Source organism: Filimonas effusa (assembly GCF_004118675.1).
GTDB lineage: Bacteria > Bacteroidota > Bacteroidia > Chitinophagales > Chitinophagaceae > Filimonas > Filimonas effusa.
On sequence record NZ_SDHZ01000005.1, the window covers coordinates 67,443 to 88,382 of the forward strand.

The following is a 20,940-nucleotide window of genomic DNA, read 5'->3' on the forward strand; positions in this document are numbered from 1 at the left end:
GCTTTTAAAAAGCCCCTGTTGGAATTTGCAGCCCATTAGGATACCTGTAAGAATCAAATAAAATATCCAACACCTAAACTTATACATGAAAAATTCCCGGCTAGTTAGTCAAGGTTTAAGAACAATGACAGTTTAAATTACAAATTAAACTTCTTTATCAAACCAAATCCTTCCATATTTAACCCAATATCTCCTGTAATATCCCCAGCGTACGCAACGGCGTAAACTCCGCAATATGCAACTCTACATATTGCTGCAACGACTCCAATAACTCACGCCGCAACATCCGCGGCATCGTTATCATTTCAAGATCATTATAGAATTGTATATCGTTGATACGCGAAGCATATTGCGCCAGCTCACCACTCACATAATAAGAATGCAGAGGCGGCTCCGTTACAAACAACCCTTCTTTCAAATCCAGTATAGGGGTTTGCCTGCTGAAACTTCCCTGCACCCTGAAACCAAGTTCACTTCCCAGGTGTAACGTAAAATAAACAGGCAGGTTACCCACCAGCGCTCCCGTTCCCCTGTCAAGCTGCTTCAACGTATCTTCTATCAGGTAAAACAATTCGGGACTGGCTTCAGGCTGCCGCAGGCTGTGCTGCAGCAGCTCCACGATGTACATGGCAACAGCATTCTTTACTACATTAAACAACACCTCGTTATACAAATACGCCCAGCTATATTCCTTAATGAACTGCAAATGCTTCAGCTCATTATGATATACCTCCATGTGCAATATCGCGCCAGGCTGAAAATAACCAGCCTTGCCCTGCGATTTACGTGTGCTTTGTCTTACCCCCTTAACCATATAGCTCTGCATGCCAAACAACTCGGTATATACCGTGGCTATGACGCTGGTTTCGCCATACTTCACAGTCCTTAATACAATACCTTTTGTTGAATGCGTCATATATAGTTAAACGGTGCTTCCCGGAATATTAGTATCCGTTACATTACCCGTACGCTTTAATACACCCCACGATTGCAGCTCTCCCTTTACCGCCCTGCGGAACGAGCGGAACAATACCACCAGCATCAGCCAGCGATAGATCAGCCTTTGTGGAATAAGCCATACCAGCTGCCATGGCTTCTGCTTTTCCAATGCAAAGGCAAATAAAGCAATAGCCGCATCTACCACCATAAAAAGCAGGTAATACTTTCCTATACGTGAAGCATTTCCGGTGAAAACACCTATCAGCATCAGCAGATCGGCCAGCGGTGTAAAGAAAGGGATCACATACTTGAACAACAGCATGTCGGGAAAAGCCAGCCATCCCAGCGATCCATAACGGAAATTAAAAATAGCATCCCTGTTCTTCCAGAATGTTTGCATTACCCCAAAGCTCCAGCGGAAACGCTGCTTCATAAACTGCTTCAGCGATTCGGGCACTTCGGTGAACGCAAGCGCCTCCGACTCATTGGCAACAACATATCCGCCTTTGAGCAACCTTATAGTAAGATCACAGTCTTCTGCCAGTGTATCGGTTGTAAAACCACCCACAGCCTGAAGAGCATCTTTACGGAATGCACCTATAGCACCCGGCACCACTGTAATAGCATTCACATAAGCAAAAGCCTTACGGTCAAAATTCTGACTGGTAGTATATTCTATACTCTGCCACCTGGTAAGCATATTTACGGTATTACCAACCCGCACCGTACCGGCAACGGCGCCTACCTTAGGCCCTTCGCCGGGCAACAGAAAATGACGCATCATAAGCCCTACCGCATCGGGCCGCAACCGCGTATCGGCATCGATACATACTACGAAACCGGCGTTCGACTGTGCTATCCCAAAATTCAATGCCGAAGCTTTACCACCATTGATCTTTGTAAAGGCCCGCAGCTTAGGATGTGTGCCAAAAGCCTGCTGCACCTTTTCAAACGTAGTATCCTTGCTGCCATCATCAACAAACACTACCTCGAAGTTGGGATAATCGCACAACAGCAGGTTCTTCAACGAAGCCTCCACATTCACTTCTTCATTATAAGCCGGAACAATAATAGATACCAGCGGATATTCCCCTGTTGTATTTTCCGCAGGGGCAGAGGCAAACAGCTTCTTTTCTTTCTTCTTCTGCAAACCCGCCAGCACTGCCATGATCAGCATTCTTATAGTACTGAGAATAAGAAAAGCAATGAACAATACAAACAACAGGTGACTGACATAATACCCTGCTTCGGCAACAAAAAAGTTACCCTGGATAATATAGTAACCACTGCCTTTGGGAACCGGGGGCATCAGCTCATTTTTCTTTTTACCCAACAGATCGCCGATAGTTGTAAACGTATATCCCTGGCTTTTAAAATATTGGATGATCCTTGGCAACGCCTCAACAGTAGCATCACGCCGCCCGCCCGCATCATGCAACAGGATAACGGAACCATCATTGGCCGCATGTATACGCACTATCCGGTTAAAAACAGTATCGGCGTTATACGATGGATCATCCGTTGCCTGCCAGTCTTCCGGATCAATACTCTCGCCTATAGCCAGGTAGTTACGGTCACGGCTTAACGCAACGGGAATCATTTCCTCCATCGTCTCCGGCTCACTGTCGGCATTGAAAGGCGGACGGAAAAGTATAGTGCTATGCCCCGTAATACATTCTATGATCAAACGCGTAGCATCCATTTCGAGGTTAGCACGCTGGGCGCTGATCTTCGCAATATTAGGATGCGTGAAAGTATGGTTGCCTATCTCATGCCCTTCCCTGAAAATGCGGCGAACAAGCGGAATATTATTCTCCGCTTCCATGCCTATCAGGAAAAACGCCGCCGGCGTATGATATTTCGCCAGCGTATCAAGCACCTGCCTCGTATAAACCGGGTCGGGACCATCATCAAAGGTCAATACCAGCTTCTTGCCCACCGGCTTACCCCATTTCTTCACCACGAACATCGAAGGCAGAGAATCGTATTGCTCATCGCTGATCAGCATTTCATCTTTATCAACCTCTGCTGTTATATGTCCCGGAACAGGCTTCGATACCACATCCAGCACTTCGCCTTCACCAATATAGTCAACATCATTCGTGCTCTCCACCTTGCTGAATTCATTAAAATCAAACGACCGCAAAGCCGCTTTGCTCATAGGTTTATCATAAAAATCCCAGAGACGGCTGTCTTCACTTCCCAGGCGCCATAGCGCAGTGCCCGCCAGCCCGTATTCGGTAGCAAAACGTAACGTATTGAAATTGGTGGCTGCATCGGTACAGAAAACCGTATGCGGAATACTGTCATCATCTTTGTAATCGTACCGCAGGTTATACGAATCACCCTCAAACCTGATATCCGCTCCATAACGCCGGGCTACACTTAAGGCTTCCTGGTAAGTAACAGGCTGCCCTTTTTCATGCGCACGCCAGTCGTAACCATATCCCGCAATACACAACACCACCTTTTCCCTCGGCAGCATCCGGGTGATATGGGTAACAGCCGCCTCTATCCACTTCTGGCTGCTCACCGGCCCCGGCTGCGATTCAGCAGAGAACTCATCATACGCCATCAGGAACAGGTAGTCGTTATACTTCGCCAGGTTGGGATAATCATAATCTTCATTGAAACAAGCCACATCCTGCGTCACCAGCAGATTCTTCAGCTGAAGTGTATCGTGCAGTTCATGCAGGAAAGCCGTCAAAGGCTCGTTATTGGATTCCGTCAGTTCTTCGAAGTCGATATTCACACCATGAAAGCTATTCTTTAAAAGCACCTTCGCAATATCATTCACCAGCCTGGTTTGCTTCGCAGGATCATGAAAAATACGATGCAGCACATCGCCCCTGAACTTGTCGCCGGCAAAATTGGTAAGCATCGGCATCACCTTTACCCCCGCCTTCTTTACCAGCTCCAGCGCACGCCCATCGATATTGGTAGTTAACGTATCGGCATTGGGATCAATAAAAAACCATTCAGGAATGATAAGATTTACATGAGAAATATTCCGCTTGAGAGAGAAATAAGACTGCGCATCCCAGGCCACATAGAACGCGGCCCTTATACCAAGGCTATCACTAAACAAATTGCTGTTGCTGAGATTCAATACCGGCCCATGCTGCCCGCAGCCATGGCCTTTCATCCACTGCTTTTTGATATAACTGCGGAAACCGCGGTATTCTTTCGCAAGCTTCGATTCCCGGTAAAGCACCTGGTTGTTTTGAAGCGCCTTTTTCATTGCCTCGCTCCGGTCTTTCAACTGCGGCAACGTAGGCATATAAACATTGCGGAGTGCAAAATAAGTGATGCCCGCCGCCAGAACCAGCAGGAAAAGAAAGATACGGCCGGTCCATTTAAATCGTTGCCAGCGGCCCGGGTTAGCCGTCTGGAATATCTGTGCAGAAGGTTTAGTCTTTTCCATGAGGAATGCAAGCTACGAAGCTACCGGGAGATCAGAAAGGACAAGTAGGGTAGATAACCAAAAAAAACAGGTTGTATCCCGGTTTTATACGGTAGATACAACCTGCTGTATTATTTTACTGCTAACCTTAGTTCTCGAAGCTGCTGTAGAAATAAGGCGTCTTGGCCTCAAATTCCGCACTGCAGGTATCCACCATTTTATAAACCCTGGTAATACCCAGCGCCTTGCGCTTCTCATACACCTGGTCGTCGGAGCAATCTGTCTTCAGCAGCTTGGCGATCTGCGCATCGCTGAAACCATTTTTCTTGGCGTCTTTCAGCAATGCCTCCGGTAAGCTTTCCAGCGTATGATGCGCAATCTCTTTCTCGATATCGCAGATCTGCTGGATCTGGTAAATGAACCAACGGTCGATATGCGTAGCCTGAACAATGGTTTTTACCGTTACACCCTGCATGAGCGCATCCTTGATACGGAAAATACGATCCCATTTCGGCGTCTTGATATATTCTACCAGCTCATCGGTCTTCATCAGGCTCTTACCATAGTAACCTAAACCAATGGCATCATTCTCAAGACTGATACAAGCCTTCTGGATAGCCTCGGTAAAACTACGGCCGATAGACATTACCTCACCTACGCTCTTCATCTGTAATCCAAGCGTATCATTTGCCCCCTTGAACTTGTCGAAGTTCCAGCGGGGTATTTTCACGATCACGTAGTCCAATGCCGGCTCAAAATAGGCCGAAGTGGTTTGGGTGATCTGGTTCTTCAGTTCATCCAGGTTATAACCAATAGCCAGTTTGGCAGCTATTTTGGCAATAGGATACCCGGTAGCCTTCGAAGCAAGCGCAGAAGAACGGCTCACCCTGGGGTTGATCTCAATAGCGATCAGCTCCTCCGTTTCAGGATTCAGGGAGAACTGAACGTTACAACCACCGGCAAAGTTACCGAGGTCGCGCATCATCATGATAGCGGTATTACGCATCAGTTGAAACGCAGTATCGCTCAACGTCATCGCAGGAGCCACAGTGATGGAATCACCGGTATGAACCCCCATAGGGTCAAAGTTCTCTACGGTACAAATGATCACCACGTTATCGGCAGAGTCACGTAATAATTCCAGCTCAAACTCCTTCCATCCCAGTACCGCTTTTTCAACAAGTACCTCGTGAATGGGTGAAGCAGATAAACCGCGGTTCAGCGCTTCATCTAAAAATTCTTTGCTATGCACAAAACCACCACCGGTACCGCCAAGCGTGAAAGAAGGGCGGATCACCAATGGGAAACCAATTTCCTGGGCAAACTCTTTACCCTCGAGAAAACTGTTGGCCGTTTTGGCAGGCGCCACAGGCACACCCAGCTGAATCATCCACTGACGGAATTTCTCCCGGTCTTCGGCCTTATCGATGGCTTTAATATCCACCCCAATCAGGCGAACATTGTATTTTTCCCATACACCCAGCTCCTCAGCCTCTTTGGCCAGGTTAAGGGCAGTTTGACCACCCATAGTAGGTAATACCGCGTCAATCTGGTTTTCTTCCAGTATCTGTTCAATGCTTTCCACGGTAAGAGGCAACAGATATACCCTGTCAGCCATCATGGGATCGGTCATAATAGTAGCCGGGTTACTATTGATCAGGATCACTTTAATGCCTTCTTCTCTAAGGCTCCGCGCTGCCTGGGTGCCGGAGTAGTCGAACTCACAGGCTTGTCCGATAACAATGGGTCCTGAACCGATAATTAAAACTGATTTGATGGAATTGTCTCTGGGCATGGTACTTGCTGCTAATGCGATTAATTTTAAAAAAGCTCGGTTTATTTTAAAACCGGTCTGGATTTCACCCCGTACCGGCACGATAAATTGCGCAAAACTAAGTTTTCGGAACGATATGTCGCCCGTTATTTTGCGGGTTAACAGAATAAATTGTGATTCATGCGTAACCTGCTCATTTTATTGCTCTTACCCTGTAGTGTTGTTTTCGCCCAGCCCAACCGCCCGGAAGCCTACCCCAAAGGCTATTTCCGCAATCCCCTGGGCATCCCCCTCCAGCTCAGCGCCAACTTTGGCGAAGTGCGTAAAGATCACTTCCACATGGGCCTCGATATCCGTACCCAGCAAAAAGAGAACCTCCCCGTTTACGCAGCAGCCGAAGGCTATATCAGCCGCGTATCCATTGAACAGGGCGGATACGGAAAAGCCATCTACATCCAGCACCCCGCCGGTTATGTCACCGTTTACGGACACCTCAACAGCTTCTACGATACCCTCGAGCAGTTTCTGAAAGCCAAACAGTACCACGACGAACAATGGGAACAGGACTTCTCCCTGTCGCCCCACCAGTTCCCGGTAAAAAAAGGCCAGTTCATCGCCCGCAGCGGCAACACCGGCGCCTCGGGAGGCCCGCACCTCCACTTCGAGATCCGCGACAGCAGAACAGGCTATAACCTCAACCCCCTGCTGTTCGACTTAGGCGTCCCCGACAATATCGCCCCCTACCTGCAAGGCCTGTACTGGTACGATCGCCGCTATAGCACCTACCAGGCATCGCCCAGGCGCATACCGGTTACCAGGCTCGCCAGCGGCTACCGTACCACCGACAGCCTTGTTCGCCTGGGAAGCCCCCTCGTAAGCTTTGGCATCAGGGCCGAAGACAAAACCAATAACTCCCCCTTCCTCTTCGGCGTTTATGAAGCAGGAATATGGGTCGACGACAGCCTGCGCTGTTATTTCCAGCTCAACAACTTCTCTTATACCGATACGCGCTATCTCAACGGCAGCATCGATTATAAAACCTACAGCAGCACCGGCCCTACCATCCAGCACCTGAGCCAGCTGCCCGGGAATAAACTTTCCGTTTATACCGCCGACGCCGATAGAGGTGTTATCCGCCTCAACGACACGCTCATTCATACTATCCGCATCCTCATAAAAGACGTGGCAGGCAACGCCTCCGTGATCCAGTTCCGCGCCCGTTACGACGCCAGCCTGCAAAACAACCTGTTCTTTACCATGAACAGTATTGCCCTTCCGCCCAACCAGCCCAATACTGTTGGCAGCACATCGGTAAAAGCAACATTCGGCGCCAACGCCTTCTACGATATGGTTCCCTTTGTACTCGGCGAAACAGGCCCCGCACCCTGGCCCGCAGCCTCCGTCACCGCCCAGTTACACCAGCCAACCGTACCCGTTCATGACAACTACACCGTACAACTGGCGCTCAAAGACAATAACATGGCCGCATATGCCGACAGGCTTGTGATGCAGCTGCAAAACAACCGCTACGGTATGGTAAAAAAAGCAGATAAAACCCCGGAAGGCTGGTACAAAGCCAGTTTCAGAAACCTCGGGAAAGTACAGCTGCTTGCCGACACCATCCCGCCGGTCATAAAAACCATAGGCTGGCAAAGCGGTAAAGCCTTTCCCAATCAATCCACCTTACGCATCCGCTGCTCCGATAATCTCGGCAGCGTCCGCTACTTCAGCGCTCAGCTCGATGGAAAATGGCTGCTCTTTACGCACAGCACCCAGGATTACCTCTACCAGTTCGATGAACATTGCCCCGAAGGCGAACACACCCTGACAATATCGGTACAGGACATCGCCGGCAACAGAACGGTACAGGAATTGCGTTTTACCCGCCTGCCCGTAAAAGCAGTAAAACCGGCGGCGAAAAAAACGGCCGGCAAAAAGAGAAGATAATGGCAAGAACAAAACGCCAACCCTGTACTAATTGCACACGCATCAATCTCCGGAACTGATTTCCCGGACCATAAAACAATTGGCAGATTGGCGCAGCAATTCCAGAACAAAAAAACACCGGTGATACAATACCGTAAACAAACTATAAAGTAACCAAAAGCATAAACAATGGAACTAAAAGAAGGAAGCAAAGCACCGGACTTTACCGGCGTTGATCAAAATGGCAACACCATTTCGCTGCACGACTTTAAAGGGAAAAAAGTAGTCCTCTATTTCTATCCCAAAGACGATACCCCCGGCTGCACCGCCCAGGCCTGCAACCTGCGCGATAACCACACCGCATTACAGCAACAAGGTTACGCCGTAATAGGCATCAGCGTCGACAGCGTAAAAAGCCACAAGAAGTTTGAAGAAAAATACAGCCTGCCCTTCCCACTGGTGGCCGACGAAGACAAAAAGATCGTGGAAGCCTACGGCGTATGGGGTGAAAAGAAGTTCATGGGCAAAACACATATGGGCACGCACCGCACCACCTTCCTGGTAAATGAAGAAGGAAACATCTCCAGGATCATCACAAAGCCCGATACCAAAAACCAGGCACAGCAGGTATTGGAAGAAAACTAAACAACACCCGGAACTGTAACGGCGTTTGCTAAATTTGCTAAAAAAACGGACTTTTTTAAAGAAGCTCCTGAGAAGCTTTAAAGAAGCTTTCTCCATGCTTTAAGGCACCTCTTCCAAAATCGTCCTTTTTTTTAGCAAAAGCATTATTTATCTTTAGCAAAACAGGTTCTCCTTTAGCAAAGCCTTTAGCAAAATCAGGTTCCCGCTATCTGGCTCAGCTACCAGATTGTACGCTTTATATACCCGTCTTAAAGCCGTTTACAAGCCGCCTTAAACCAATCCTCACCCAAGCGCCATAACGCGCCCGCAAACACCGGCATCACAGTACCCACTGCACCTCTCCATGTACGAACGATTCAAACACAGGATGCTGTACATGCAAATGCCCCAGCTTGTCAACATGATCTATGACACATTCAAACACCTGGCTTCCTTTCTTCAACCGCGTTCTTTCCTTTCTCCGGAAGAGCACAGCATTGTACTCCTCCAGCAAAACCAGGTCTTGCCGCGGCTCACAAAGCTGTTTGTAACGCTTGTCTAAACAGGCACAAAGTGTTTTGGCCATCTCTATTACCGGGTAGGTCTTTCCCGTGATCTGTTTCAGCGAAACCGCGTTCTGCAGGCTATCAAAAACCACCTGGTTAATGTTAATGCCCATCCCTGCCACAGCCCACTGCCAAATATTGCCTTTTATAACGTTCTCTATAAGCAGTCCAACTGCCTTTCTGTCACGCCAATACAGGTCGTTCGGCCATTTTATTTTCGTTTCCTCACCGGCATGAGCAGCAAAGAAATCATAGATGCCCAGCGATACCGCCACACTAAGTGAAAATTGGGCTGAAAGCGGCATCCAGCTTGTGTTTAGCAGGGTTGAAAGCATAATGTTTTCACTCCGCCGCATATGCCACGCTTTACCACGCTGCCCTTTTCCCGCCGTTTGCTCGTGCGCAAACCAGGTCATTCCGTGTCTTCCGCCTCCATTTTGAACAAAGGCCATGGCATAGTTGTTGGTGCTATCGACACTGGCGAATTCTGTAAAAGGTTCCCCAATTATGTAGTTGAATGGCTTTCCAGGCAAAAGATTGACTATTTTTGACGAGGCGAAACTACAATTATTCATTATTTAAACTTGTTTAATTATTGGCACCATTATCCGTTTTAGCTACACGCCCCAAAAGCAATGTATCTAACCTTACCAGGAACTCTAAACTTTTCAAGACCATCATAAAGGCCATACAAGCCAAAAAGGCGGAAAATATCGTTTCGCTGGATCTGAGAAAAATACCTGAATCGGTAGCGGATTTCTTTATTATTTGTGAAGCTACCAGCACTACACAAGTAAAAGCCATCAGTGATTCTGTTGAAACCACCGTTAAAGACGAGATCGGTGAAGCCCCCTATAAACACGAGGGCTATCAGGCATTACAATGGGTCATCATCGATTACGTGAACATCGTCATTCATGTGATGCTGCCCGATACCCGCAAGTTTTACAGACTCGAAGAAATGTGGAGCGACGCAAATGTGATGGAACACGCGGATTAATAAGCAATGTGCTTTATTTTTATACATATAGGATAAGGAGCAGTACCGGTATTTAAACTTTTAATACAATTTGTTGAAGCAACGATCGTATGGCACAAGATGAAAAAAAAATAAAACCTGGCTATAACATGGACAAGGGGGATGACAAAGGGCAGAAACGTGGACCGAAATTCAGCATCTACTGGATATATGCAATTATAGCCATCGCACTTGTAGGCTATAATCTCATGCACCTCGGCCCAACAAGTACCGCCCCTATAGACGAGCAGGAGTTCAAGCTGAAAATGCTGGCGAAAGGGGATGTTAGTAAAATTGACCTGGTGATGACCGACCAGGTGGTAAGAGTTTACATTAAAAACGACAGTTTATCAAAACCTTACTACGCCGATAAAGTAAAACGCGGCAAACTCGAAAACACAAAAGGACCACTCTTCGAATTCCGTGTCGAAGACCTCAAAGCCTTCAGGGAAAGGATTACTAACTACGTTAAAACCCAGGGTCTGCCGGATCTTAATATCGACGTAAAGAAAGACCCCGATTGGTACGGCCCTTTCTTCAATACCCTTCTCATGATCCTGCTGTTCGCAGGTATCTGGATCCTCATGATGCGTAAAATGGGCGGCCCCGGCGGCGGCGGCGGACCAGGAGGCATCTTTAATATCGGTAAATCAAAAGCTACCTTGTTCGAAAAAGGTACGCGCGTAAATATCACTTTCTCCGACGTGGCAGGCCTCGACGAAGCCAAACAGGAGGTAATGGAAATCGTTGACTTCCTTAAAAATCCGAAGAAATATACCGCTCTCGGAGGTAAAATTCCTAAAGGCGCACTGCTCGTAGGCCCTCCTGGTACAGGTAAAACCTTACTCGCGAAAGCGATGGCAGGCGAAGCCCAGGTGCCTTTCTTCAGCATGAGCGGCTCCGATTTCGTTGAACTGTTCGTAGGTGTGGGCGCCAGCCGCGTTCGCGACCTCTTTAAACAGGCAAGGGAAAAAGCACCCTGCGTTATCTTCATCGATGAGATCGACGCCATCGGCCGTGCACGCGGACGTAACGCCATCATGAGCAACGACGAACGTGAAAACACGCTGAACCAGCTGCTCGTTGAAATGGATGGCTTCGGTACCGATAGCGGTATCATCATCCTCGCAGCTACCAACCGCCCCGATGTGCTCGATACCGCATTGTTACGCCCCGGCCGCTTCGACAGGCAGATCAGCATCGATCGCCCCGATGTAAAAGGACGTGAAGCAATATTCAAAGTGCATCTTAAACCTATCAAGATCTCCCAGAAGCTCGATATCTTCAAACTGGCAGAACAAACGCCTGGCTTCGCCGGCGCCGATATCGCCAACGTTTGTAACGAAGCCGCACTCATCGCCGCCCGTAAAGGCAAAGACGCTGTAGAAATGAGCGACTTCCAGGATGCGATCGACAGGGTGATCGGTGGCCTTGAAAAGAAAAACAAGATCATCCTCCCCGAAGAAAAAGAAGTGATCGCCTACCACGAAGCAGGTCACGCCATCTGCGGATGGTACCTCGAGCACGCCTACCCGCTGCTGAAAGTAACCATCGTTCCAAGGGGTACCGCTGCACTCGGATACGCACAATACACACCAAAAGAACAATACCTGTACAATACCGATCAGCTGATGGACCAGATTTGTATGACATTGGGTGGCCGTGCCGCAGAATCCATCTTCTTCGGCAAGATCTCTACAGGCGCTTCCAACGACCTGCAGCAGATCACCAAAATGGCTTACTCCATGGTAACCGTGTACGGTATGAACGATAAAGTAGGTAACGTAAGCTATTACGATCCTTCACAGGAAAATATGTTTACCAAACCTTACAGCGAAGAAACAGGCAAACTCATCGACGATGAAGTGCGCAAGCTCATCGATCAGGCATATGTTCGCACCATCGCACTCCTGGAAGCAAAGAAAACACAGGTAGAAATACTTGCGAAACAATTACTCACCAAAGAAGTATTGTTCCAGAGCGATGTGGAATCACTCATCGGCAAACGTCCTTTCGAAGACAAGAAGCCGCTGGATATAGATCCTGAAAATCCACACCACCATGCAGAACCCGGCAGCATCAGCGAAGGCGTTCCTCCCTATGATGGCGGATTGAACAAACTTCCTGTAGAAGAAAAACCAGAAGATTAATCATGAAAATATCTCCTTCAAAAGAGACTATTTTAAAGAAAATAAGACAGGCACTGACTCACCCGGTGCCTGTTCCTTTTCCGGGTAGTGAAGGAACCGATAGCGTATTCCAACCCTCAGAACAGGAGCTGGAACTCTCCTTTGCCGAAAACTTTACGACGCTGCAAGGCCGCTTTTCGTTCTGCGAAAGCATGGAAGAAATGGTGCAGCAACTGCAGCTGCTCATCGCCAACAGGGGCTGGAAACACCTCTATTCCAACGAAACGGAATTGAAGAACAGTTTAACGGAACACGGCATCAAACAACCCCTCGATGCCACAAGCCTGCGCAACTGCGACGCCTCCATCACCGGCTGTGAAGCCCTCATAGCACGCACCGGAAGCATCCTGCTCAGCAGCGGACAACAAAGCGGCAGAACCACCAGCGTATATGCCCCCGTGCATATTTGTATCGCCTATACCAGTCAGCTGGTATACGACATCAAAGATGCCCTGCAGCTCGTAAAGGAAAAATACGATCAGCTGCCTTCGTTCCTCACACTGGCAACAGGCCCCAGCCGTACCGCCGACATCGAAAAAACACTCGTCGTAGGCGTCCACGGCCCCAAAGAGGTCTTCTGCTTCCTGGTAGAACAACCGGCAAACAACAATAGCTGACCCGCTAAGCAGCACCCCGGTACAACAAATCCGGATAATCAACGAAAGACACTAATTTTGAACGATTTAATTGATTAGCGAAAGACAAGAATGAAACTGGCTCCGAATAAAAAGATTTATTTCCTTTCCGATTTTCACCTGGGCGTTCCCGATTACGAACGCAGCCTGGAAAGAGAAAAAAGACTGGTGGCCTTCCTGGAATCCATCCGCCACGATGCCCAGGAGATCTTTATTGTAGGAGACATGTTCGACTTCTGGTACGAATATAAAACCGTGATTCCGAAAGGGTATGTACGCATCCTCGGCAAACTGGCCGAGATCACCGACAGCGGCATCCCTGTTCACTTCTTCCTCGGCAACCACGATATGTGGATGAGCGGTTATCTTCAGAAAGAACTCAACATCCCCGTCTATGCCGATCCAAGGGTGTTCGAATGGAATGGCAAAACATTTTACATCGGCCACGGCGATGGCCTCGGCCCCGGCGACCATGGCTATAAATTCCTGAAAAAAGTATTCCGCAACCGCTTTTGCCAATGGCTCTTCGGAATACTTCACCCCGATTGGGGTATTGGCCTCGCCAACTACTTCAGCCGTAAAAGCAGGGCCAAAACAGGCACCTCCGATGAACACTTCCTTGGCGAAGACAACGAATGGCTCATCATCTATTCCCGCGAAGTGCTTAAAACCCATCACTACGACTTCTTTATTTTCGGCCACAGGCATTATCCGCTCAACTTCCCGCTGAACAATAACAGTCGTTACGTAAATTTAGGAGACTGGATCACTAACTTTACCTATGCTTATTTCGATGGCACAAACGTACACCTTACAACTGCCACCACTCATCCGTAATCTGTTCGATTATGCAGTCCATATTGCAAAAAGTCGTTTTCGATAATACCATTCAAACCTATCTGTCAGTAGGCATCACCATCCTCATTGCCTTAATGGTGAAAAGGTTTGTCTCTAAATACCTGGCCTACCTGCTTTTCAGGATCTTCTCAAAAGCAGGCAGAACCTTTCATAAACAATCATTCATGGAGCTTATCATAAGCCCGCTCGAATGGTTTCTCGCACTGTTCATGATCGTTATCGCGCTGGATAAACTAACCCTGCCCGCGTTATTCGACTTTAAGATCTACCGCGTAACAACGCACACCATCCTCGATGCCGTTGCCAACGCCATCCTTATTATTGTCTTTATCCGCCTTTGCATAAGACTGGTAATGTTCTTTGCACTCATCCTCGAAGAAAAAGCTTCCGCCAGCCAGGAAGCTTCCAATAACCAACTGATCGTTTTCTTTAAAGACTTCCTGAAAGTAATCCTCATCCTTATCGGAGGAATGCTGGTATTACATTTCTCTTTTAGCTATAATGTCAGCAACCTGCTTACCGGCCTCAGCCTGGTAGGCGCCGCTATAGCTCTGGCAACAAAAGAAAGCCTCGAAAACCTGATCGCATCCTTTATCATCTTCTTCGATAAGCCCTTCACCATGGGCGATACGGTAAAAGTAAATGGCTTCACCGGCGCAGTAGAAAGGATAGGACTGCGCAGCACCCGCATCCGTACCGATCAAAAGACCTACATCACCGTGCCCAACAAACAAATGGTGGACACCATCCTCGACAATATAAGCCTGCGCAGCCAGCGAAAAGTAGAACTGCGTCTTGAAATAGGACTATCCGCAACGGTAAATGATTTGAGAATGGTAGTAACGGCCATTCAGAAAAGACTGGACCAGGAATCCGCCGTATTAAGTAAAGCTGTATTCATCAGCGACACAGGTAAGAACGCGCATGTTATAACCGTCGACTACTTCACCGCCATGACACAGTCCAACGACGAGTTCAACGCCTTGCGCCAGGAAATAAACCTGTCGATAATATCCCTGCTGGTAGAAATGAATGTAGGCCTTGCCGCAGCCAATACCGATGTCGTCATTCACCAGGCCAACGCCCAGGCTTCCTGATAAACGTAATATACATGGCTTGCTCTTTTAAGCTGCTGCATGCCGCACAGCCGGCGCTATTGGTATAACACTGCCGCATCCTGCCTGTAAAACAGGCTATCAGGCATGTATATTCGCCTTAAACTCCAGCAGGAAGCCCCTTAGTTTGTTGAGCGACTGAATAAGCTGTGTATTGGTATCTGCCTTCTTTTTATTCGTTTTAAGATACTCTTTTGCCCCTTCTATGGTAAACTTGCGCTGACGCAACAGGTAATAGATCACCTGCAGGTTTTTAACATCTTCCGGGCGGAACAGGCGATCACCTTTGCGGTTCTTCCTTGGCTTAAGAATATCGAACTCATTTTCCCAGAACCGAAGCAGCGAAGCATTTACATTGAACCATCCCGCAACAACGCTGATAGGATAATATTGCTTTTCAAACAAAGCCTCATCATCGGGCAGCTGGATAAGATCCGACTCTGCATCAATTTCTTTAAACGATTTGCGCCCTCTTTTCTTGGGAGCAACAGGTTCTTTCGACGCCTGTAGTTTAGGTGCTTTTATTTTAGCAGGCTGTTGTTGCCTGGCAGCAACCTCCTCTACAATATCCGACAACGATTCAGGCGCCGGATCAGCTGCTTTCATCTCTTTCGCAGCCACCGCCTCCGCAGAAGGAGCAGCAACAGGTGCTTCCTGCAAAACCGTTTCTTGCGTTAATACCTCAGCAGAAGTATTCTCAACAGCAGTATACTTAGCGGCAGTATTCTCAACAGCAGTATTCTCAACAGAAGTATCCTTAGCGGCAGTATTCCCAACAGCAGTATTCTCAACAGAAGTATACTCAACAGAAGTATACTCAACAGCAGCATACTTAGCGGCAGTATTCTCAATAGAAGTTTTCCTAACAGCAGTATCCTCACTGGCAGTTTTCCCAACAGCAGTATCCTCACCGGCAGTTTCCCCGACAGCAGTATCTTCACCGGCAATTACATTTGCCCCGGCAGAAACAGCCTCTTCGCCTGCTATAACAACTTCGTCCTGCAGCGCAATATCTCCTTCCGCAGCAATAGCACTACCCGGCTCCGGCATTACTAAGGTTGATTCATTCTCCACAGAATCCGTCACATCCGGCAAAGCCGCAGACACTTCTTCTACAGCGTCAGCACGCAACTCCGTTAGAACAGGAGCATCTTCTGCCTTATAATCCGGTTCCTGCTCAGCTACACCCGCCGCGTCAACAGCAACATCAACCGGGTCCTCCGCTACAGCAGCCGCTTCAACAGCAACATCGCCTGGTTCCTCCGCTACAGCAGCAGCTTCAACAGCAACACCGTCCGGTTCCTCCGCTACAGCAGCCGCCTCAACAGCAACATCAACAGGGTCCTCCGTTACAGCAGCCGCTTTAACAGCAACATCGCCTGGTTCCTCCGCTACAGCAGCCGCTTCAACAGCAACACCGTCCGGTTCCTGCTCTGTTACAGGAGCTTCTTCCGGCGCATCACTGCTGATCTCGATAATAGCAGGTTTAGCAAGGAAAGGCCTTGTAAGCACTACAGGTTTCACCTCTTTTATACCTTCATCCGCTATAACAGCAGTATCAATGCCGGCTATAGCATCAGTAGCTGGCACTTCTTCAGTTCTTATATCTTCCGGCGTTTGCTCCAATGCATCTTCCGGTACCACTGCGCCAGCATGAATAGCTTCTTCAGCTAATATATCTTCAGCATTTGAAACAGCTTCTTCAACAGCAGCAGGCGCCTCAATTAACTTAATCTCCTCTTCAACCACAGCTGCCTCATGAACACTGTCAGCAACAATAATATCTTCAACTGGATGATCCTCCCCTGTAGTCAAAGCCGGATCAATATCCACATCCGCTTCTTCAATAGCGGCAGCTAATTCAACATTTTCACCCACATATCCCTCTGTAGCAGCATTGATATGATCAACACTTACATGCCCGCCAGCCAAAGCTTCATCCGATGCCTCAGCATATGCTATAAACTCCGGCTCTTCCACTCTGACAACACCATCCGCCACCTCCTGATCACGCGCATCCGTCAAGCCATCTTCATCAACCAAACCACTCTCAGCAACAGGTGCTACAGCCACTTCATTCACCACGGCCTCAGCAACAGGTGCCGCAGCTACTTCACTCACCATAGCCTCAGCAACAGGTGCTATCGCTGCTTCATTCACCACGGCCTCAGCAACAGGTGCCGCAGCCGCTTCACGCATCACAGGCGCTTCATCCACCACAGGCGCTGTTGCCGCAGCAACCTCGTCTCCAACCTCATTCTCTTCATTGCTGATTTCCCTGATGGCATCCTCTATGGTCAACTGCTGTAACAAACCAGCAGCATTTTCATTTTCCAGATCTGGTTCAACATCTCCCATTTTGGGAACAGGAACAGGAGCAGAGGGAGTAGTATCACCCACAACCGAAACCTCGCGTTTCAGCTTTATCTTAATTCCTATTTTATCATCGGCAAAAACAAGTGTGTTGCTGTCAGGCGCACTGGCTGTAACCGGTTCCGGCGCAGGAACAACCGTCACAGCTTTTTTCTTCTGTGCTGGCGCAACCGGCTGCGGCTCCGAATCAAACCCAAATAAATCTAACTGTCGCATGGTGTAAAAATAATAATCATTTATCCTGCAAACGAAGTTTATGGCGGTTAGTGGATAAGATGTAAGTATCTTATGAACGACGTATGTTTGTAAAAAGTATGTCAATGAGGCAATCCACAGTAATTTGTGTATGCGGCGCCGGTACAATGGGCAGTGGTATAGCCCAGCTTTCTGCACAGGCAGGCTTCACCACCATCCAGTTCGATGTGTCGGAACCTATGCTTGAAAAAAGCAGGCAACAGATCATTGCAAGTCTCGATACCCTTGTCACAAAAGGAAAAATAAGCAGCGATGAAAAAGCCGGAACCCTTTCCAGGCTCCACTTTACAAGCGACATACAGTCCTGCCGCGCCGATGTGATCATTGAAGCGATCGTAGAAAAAATGGAAATAAAAACTACCCTCTTCACACAGCTCGCAGCCATCAATTCACCGTCAACGATCCTTGCCTCCAATACATCGTCCATCTCCATCTCCAGTCTTGCCGCAGGCATTCCTCACCCGGAAAGAGTAGCAGGCCTGCATTTCTTCAATCCCGCCCCGGTGATGAAACTGGTGGAAATTGTAAAAGGAAATGCCACCAGCCAGCAAACCATAACACAGCTCCGGGAACTGGCAAAGGCAATGGGTAAAACCACGGTAGTATGTAAAGATGCACCCGGCTTTATCGTAAACCGCGTAGCACGTCCCTACTACCTCGAAGCATTACGCCTCGCCGAACAGGGCTTCACCCATCCCGCCCAGGCCGATCGCCTCCTCGAAGCAACAGGTTTTAAAATGGGCCCCTTTAAATTAATGGACCTGATAGGAATGGATGTTAACTTTGCCGTGAGTAATATTGTATGGGAGGCATTAGGACAACCTCCCAGGCTAAAGCCTTCTGCACTGCAACAACAGAAAGTCAGTGAAGGAAATCTGGGCCGTAAGACAGGGAAGGGGTTTTATGAGTACAACTGATCATCAACCAACAGGGAACAAACTATGATACTGATAACGGGCGCAACAGGACTCGTAGGTCAGCACCTGGCGCAAGCCCTGGTGCAGCAGCAGCAGAAAATAAGAGCGATATACCGGTCTGAAATTCCAACCTTTAAGGGAGCAGACAAGATCGAATGGGTAAAGGCCGATATCCTCGATATCTTAACCCTCGAACCCGCCATGGAAAACATCACCGATGTATACCACTGCGCCGCCGTTGTTTCTTTTCACCCCTCCAATAAAAACATCCTCTATAAAACCAATATCAACGGTACCGCAAATGTCGTGAACGCCTGCATACAGGCCGGCATCCGGAAACTGGTATACGTGAGTTCAGTAGGCGCGCTTGGAAGAATGCGCAAGGAACAAACCATCAACGAAACAATGCACTGGACGCCCGAATCCAGTAACAGCGAATACGGCAGAAGTAAATATCTCGCCGAAATGGAAGTATGGCGCGGTATAGCAGAAGGCTTACAGGCCGTTATCGTAAACCCGGTGATCATACTCGGCGCAGGCGACTGGAACAAAGGCTCCGCAGGACTCTTTAAATCCGCCTATAAAGAATTTCCCTGGTATACCGAAGGCGTTTCAGGATTCGTAGATGTTGCCGACGTGGTAAAGGCAATGATCAGCCTCATGGAAAGCGATATAGCAGGACAACGCTTCATCCTCTGTGCCGAAAATAGCAGCTATAGAGAACTCTTCAGCAACATGGCCCGCTGCTTCGGCAAAAAACCACCGCATAAAAAAGTAACCCCGTTTATGGCTGCGCTGGTATGGCGTCTTGAAGCTGTTAAGGGACTTATCACAGGTAAAGCGCCCTTATTAACCAAAGAAACAGCACACACAGCGCAGGCCAGGGTATATTTCGATAACAGTAAACTGCTCAGCTACCTGCCGCAGTTCCGGTATACACCGTTACAGCAGTCCGTTACCAATATCTGCCACGAACTGCAGCAGAAGTATAACTTATAAGCTCTTCAGCTTCTCCCAGATCTCAGGAATGCGTTTTACCCATACCAGTTCGCGGCGCTTCACGCTGGCATCTTCTGCAGGGTATCCGAAATAAGTTTTGCCGCCTTCAAGTGAAGAAGGCACACCACTCTGCGCCAGCACCACCGCATTTTTACCGATAGTAAGCGTTTTACTTACACCTACCTGGCCCCATAATACCACTCCATCCTCTATAACGGTAGCCCCGGCAATACCTACCTGCGCAGCAAATAAACAGTTTTTACCCACCTGCGTATCATGACCAATATGTACCATATTATCCATTTTGGTGCCCTTGCCAATCCTCGTAGAAGCAGTAACGCCCCTGTCTATGGTACAGCCTGCGCCAATCTCAACATTGTCTTCTATCACCACGTTACCACAGCTTTGCATCCGCTTATACCACACTTCCCTGTCCTTTTTGGTGTTATAGTAAAACGCATCGCTGCCTATAACGGTACCCGCCTGTATCACTACATTATCACCGATCTCCGTGTAATCCATAAGCGTCACATTAGGATAGATCACACAGTTGCTGCCTATGGTAACATGCTTTCCAATGAACACATTAGGCATCACAATCGTATGCTCCCCCTTTACCAATGTATCGCTCACCGGCTCCGTTGCAGCAACAAAAGGACGAAAATGGTTCACGATCTTAAGATAGGCTTCAAAAGGCTGATCCGTCACCAATAACGTTTTACCAGCAGGTACTTCAACCTTGTCGGTATTGATGATGATATGCGAAGCCTTGCTCTTTAAACAGGTATCATAATACTTTGGATGATCAACAAAAACCAGGTCGCCTTCTTCCACCTGGTGAATTTCATTAATGCCATTTGCCTGGGCTGAAGCATCTCCCACAACGGTTGCTCCAATGATTGCCGCTATTTGCTGTACACTTACAGAAGCCGGAAATTTCATAAACAAGTCCTATTTAGACGCCAAAGGTAGTAATAGGCATGCTGCTTCCGGAAAATTTAATCTGGCAAAAACAACTTGCCTGAATAACCTTTTTTATACCCGCCGGCAACAGCCTGTTCCTTTAAAAAAGCATAGATGTATTACAACACACAATCGCTGTAATGCAGCTATATCAATAGTTTCAGCGATTGTCATTTCCCGGCGCCTCTGCAGTAACAACACTTGGGTACGTGAGCTATCCCTTTAAAGCAGGGCCTTTCAGCCATCGTAATTCACAGGGTTCCAAAAAATTGTGAATAAAATTCCTGTGATTTTTTTTTGCGTTAGAAAAAACTATTTTTAATATTGTGTCGGGAATTTATTTTCCCTTACTTACTAACCCATCCATATAATAGGTCCCGCTTCTG

General features: G+C 48.1%; 15 protein-coding genes. 9 read left to right on the forward strand and 6 right to left on the reverse strand.

All coding sequences use genetic code 11. The features are described 5' to 3' along the window. Window positions 1-178 precede the first annotated feature (178 nt). The 3 genes from recO to carB all read right to left on the reverse strand — a co-directional run bounded on the left by recO (window position 179) and on the right by carB (window position 6,137). On the reverse strand, window positions 179-916 hold the full coding sequence (gene recO, locus ESB13_RS21715) for a DNA repair protein RecO (protein WP_129005819.1): 738 nt from the start codon (window positions 914-916) through the stop codon (window positions 179-181). Window positions 917-922: 6 nt separating this feature from the next. Then, entirely contained in the window at window positions 923-4,363 is a 3,441-nt protein-coding gene (locus ESB13_RS21720; RefSeq protein ID WP_129005821.1) for a polysaccharide deacetylase family protein, read from the reverse strand. Between the two features lie 127 nt (window positions 4,364-4,490). Next, window positions 4,491-6,137, reverse strand: coding sequence for a carbamoyl-phosphate synthase large subunit (carB, locus tag ESB13_RS21725; protein WP_129005822.1), 1,647 nt, complete (start codon window positions 6,135-6,137; stop codon window positions 4,491-4,493). Between the two features lie 159 nt (window positions 6,138-6,296). Here carB and ESB13_RS24230 point away from each other — a divergent pair, with 159 nt between their 5' ends. Both ESB13_RS24230 and bcp read left to right on the forward strand, forming a co-directional pair. Beyond that, complete coding sequence (locus tag ESB13_RS24230; RefSeq protein ID WP_129005824.1) at window positions 6,297-8,063, forward strand: peptidoglycan DD-metalloendopeptidase family protein; 1,767 nt, start codon at window positions 6,297-6,299, stop codon at window positions 8,061-8,063. Between the two features lie 168 nt (window positions 8,064-8,231). Further along, on the forward strand, window positions 8,232-8,687 hold the full coding sequence (gene bcp / locus ESB13_RS21735; protein ID WP_129005826.1) for a thioredoxin-dependent thiol peroxidase: 456 nt from the start codon (window positions 8,232-8,234) through the stop codon (window positions 8,685-8,687). A gap of 319 nt (window positions 8,688-9,006) precedes the next feature. Here bcp and ESB13_RS21740 read toward each other — a convergent pair whose 3' ends face one another. Then, complete coding sequence (locus tag ESB13_RS21740; RefSeq protein WP_129005828.1) at window positions 9,007-9,807, reverse strand: biotin--[acetyl-CoA-carboxylase] ligase; 801 nt, start codon at window positions 9,805-9,807, stop codon at window positions 9,007-9,009. A gap of 20 nt (window positions 9,808-9,827) precedes the next feature. Between ESB13_RS21740 and rsfS the strand changes: the two genes are divergently transcribed. From rsfS to ESB13_RS21765, 5 genes are all read left to right on the forward strand, one after another. Next, complete coding sequence (rsfS, locus tag ESB13_RS21745) at window positions 9,828-10,232, forward strand: ribosome silencing factor (protein WP_129005830.1); 405 nt, start codon at window positions 9,828-9,830, stop codon at window positions 10,230-10,232. A gap of 128 nt (window positions 10,233-10,360) precedes the next feature. Further along, window positions 10,361-12,400 (forward strand): ATP-dependent zinc metalloprotease FtsH, encoded by a 2,040-nt coding sequence (gene ftsH, locus ESB13_RS21750; protein WP_246022651.1) that lies wholly within the window; start codon window positions 10,361-10,363, stop codon window positions 12,398-12,400. A gap of 2 nt (window positions 12,401-12,402) precedes the next feature. After that, complete coding sequence (locus ESB13_RS21755) at window positions 12,403-13,056, forward strand: LutC/YkgG family protein (RefSeq protein WP_129005833.1); 654 nt, start codon at window positions 12,403-12,405, stop codon at window positions 13,054-13,056. Window positions 13,057-13,146: 90 nt separating this feature from the next. Continuing rightward, a complete protein-coding gene (locus ESB13_RS21760; protein WP_129005835.1) occupies window positions 13,147-13,911 on the forward strand; it encodes a UDP-2,3-diacylglucosamine diphosphatase in 765 nt (254 codons plus the stop codon). Between the two features lie 11 nt (window positions 13,912-13,922). After that, window positions 13,923-15,029, forward strand: coding sequence for a mechanosensitive ion channel family protein (locus ESB13_RS21765; RefSeq protein WP_129005837.1), 1,107 nt, complete (start codon window positions 13,923-13,925; stop codon window positions 15,027-15,029). Between the two features lie 99 nt (window positions 15,030-15,128). On the opposite strand, the gene ESB13_RS24135 is transcribed toward ESB13_RS21765, so the two are convergent. Then, complete coding sequence (locus ESB13_RS24135) at window positions 15,129-17,636, reverse strand: MerR family transcriptional regulator (protein ID WP_246022652.1); 2,508 nt, start codon at window positions 17,634-17,636, stop codon at window positions 15,129-15,131. A 104-nt stretch (window positions 17,637-17,740) separates the two neighbouring features. On the opposite strand from ESB13_RS24135, the gene ESB13_RS21775 reads away from it, so the two are divergent. Both ESB13_RS21775 and ESB13_RS21780 read left to right on the forward strand, forming a co-directional pair. After that, complete coding sequence (locus ESB13_RS21775) at window positions 17,741-18,592, forward strand: 3-hydroxyacyl-CoA dehydrogenase family protein (protein WP_246022653.1); 852 nt, start codon at window positions 17,741-17,743, stop codon at window positions 18,590-18,592. 24 nt (window positions 18,593-18,616) lie between these two features. Continuing rightward, window positions 18,617-19,591, forward strand: a complete 975-nt coding sequence (locus tag ESB13_RS21780; protein WP_129005841.1) for an NAD-dependent epimerase/dehydratase family protein — start codon at window positions 18,617-18,619, stop codon at window positions 19,589-19,591. Here the strand turns inward: ESB13_RS21780 and ESB13_RS21785 are convergent. Next, window positions 19,586-20,533 carry a UDP-3-O-(3-hydroxymyristoyl)glucosamine N-acyltransferase gene (locus ESB13_RS21785; RefSeq protein WP_129005843.1) on the reverse strand — a complete coding sequence of 316 codons (948 nt, stop codon included), beginning with the start codon at window positions 20,531-20,533 and terminating at the stop codon, window positions 19,586-19,588. The genes ESB13_RS21780 and ESB13_RS21785 overlap by 6 nt on opposite strands. Window positions 20,534-20,940 lie beyond the last annotated feature (407 nt).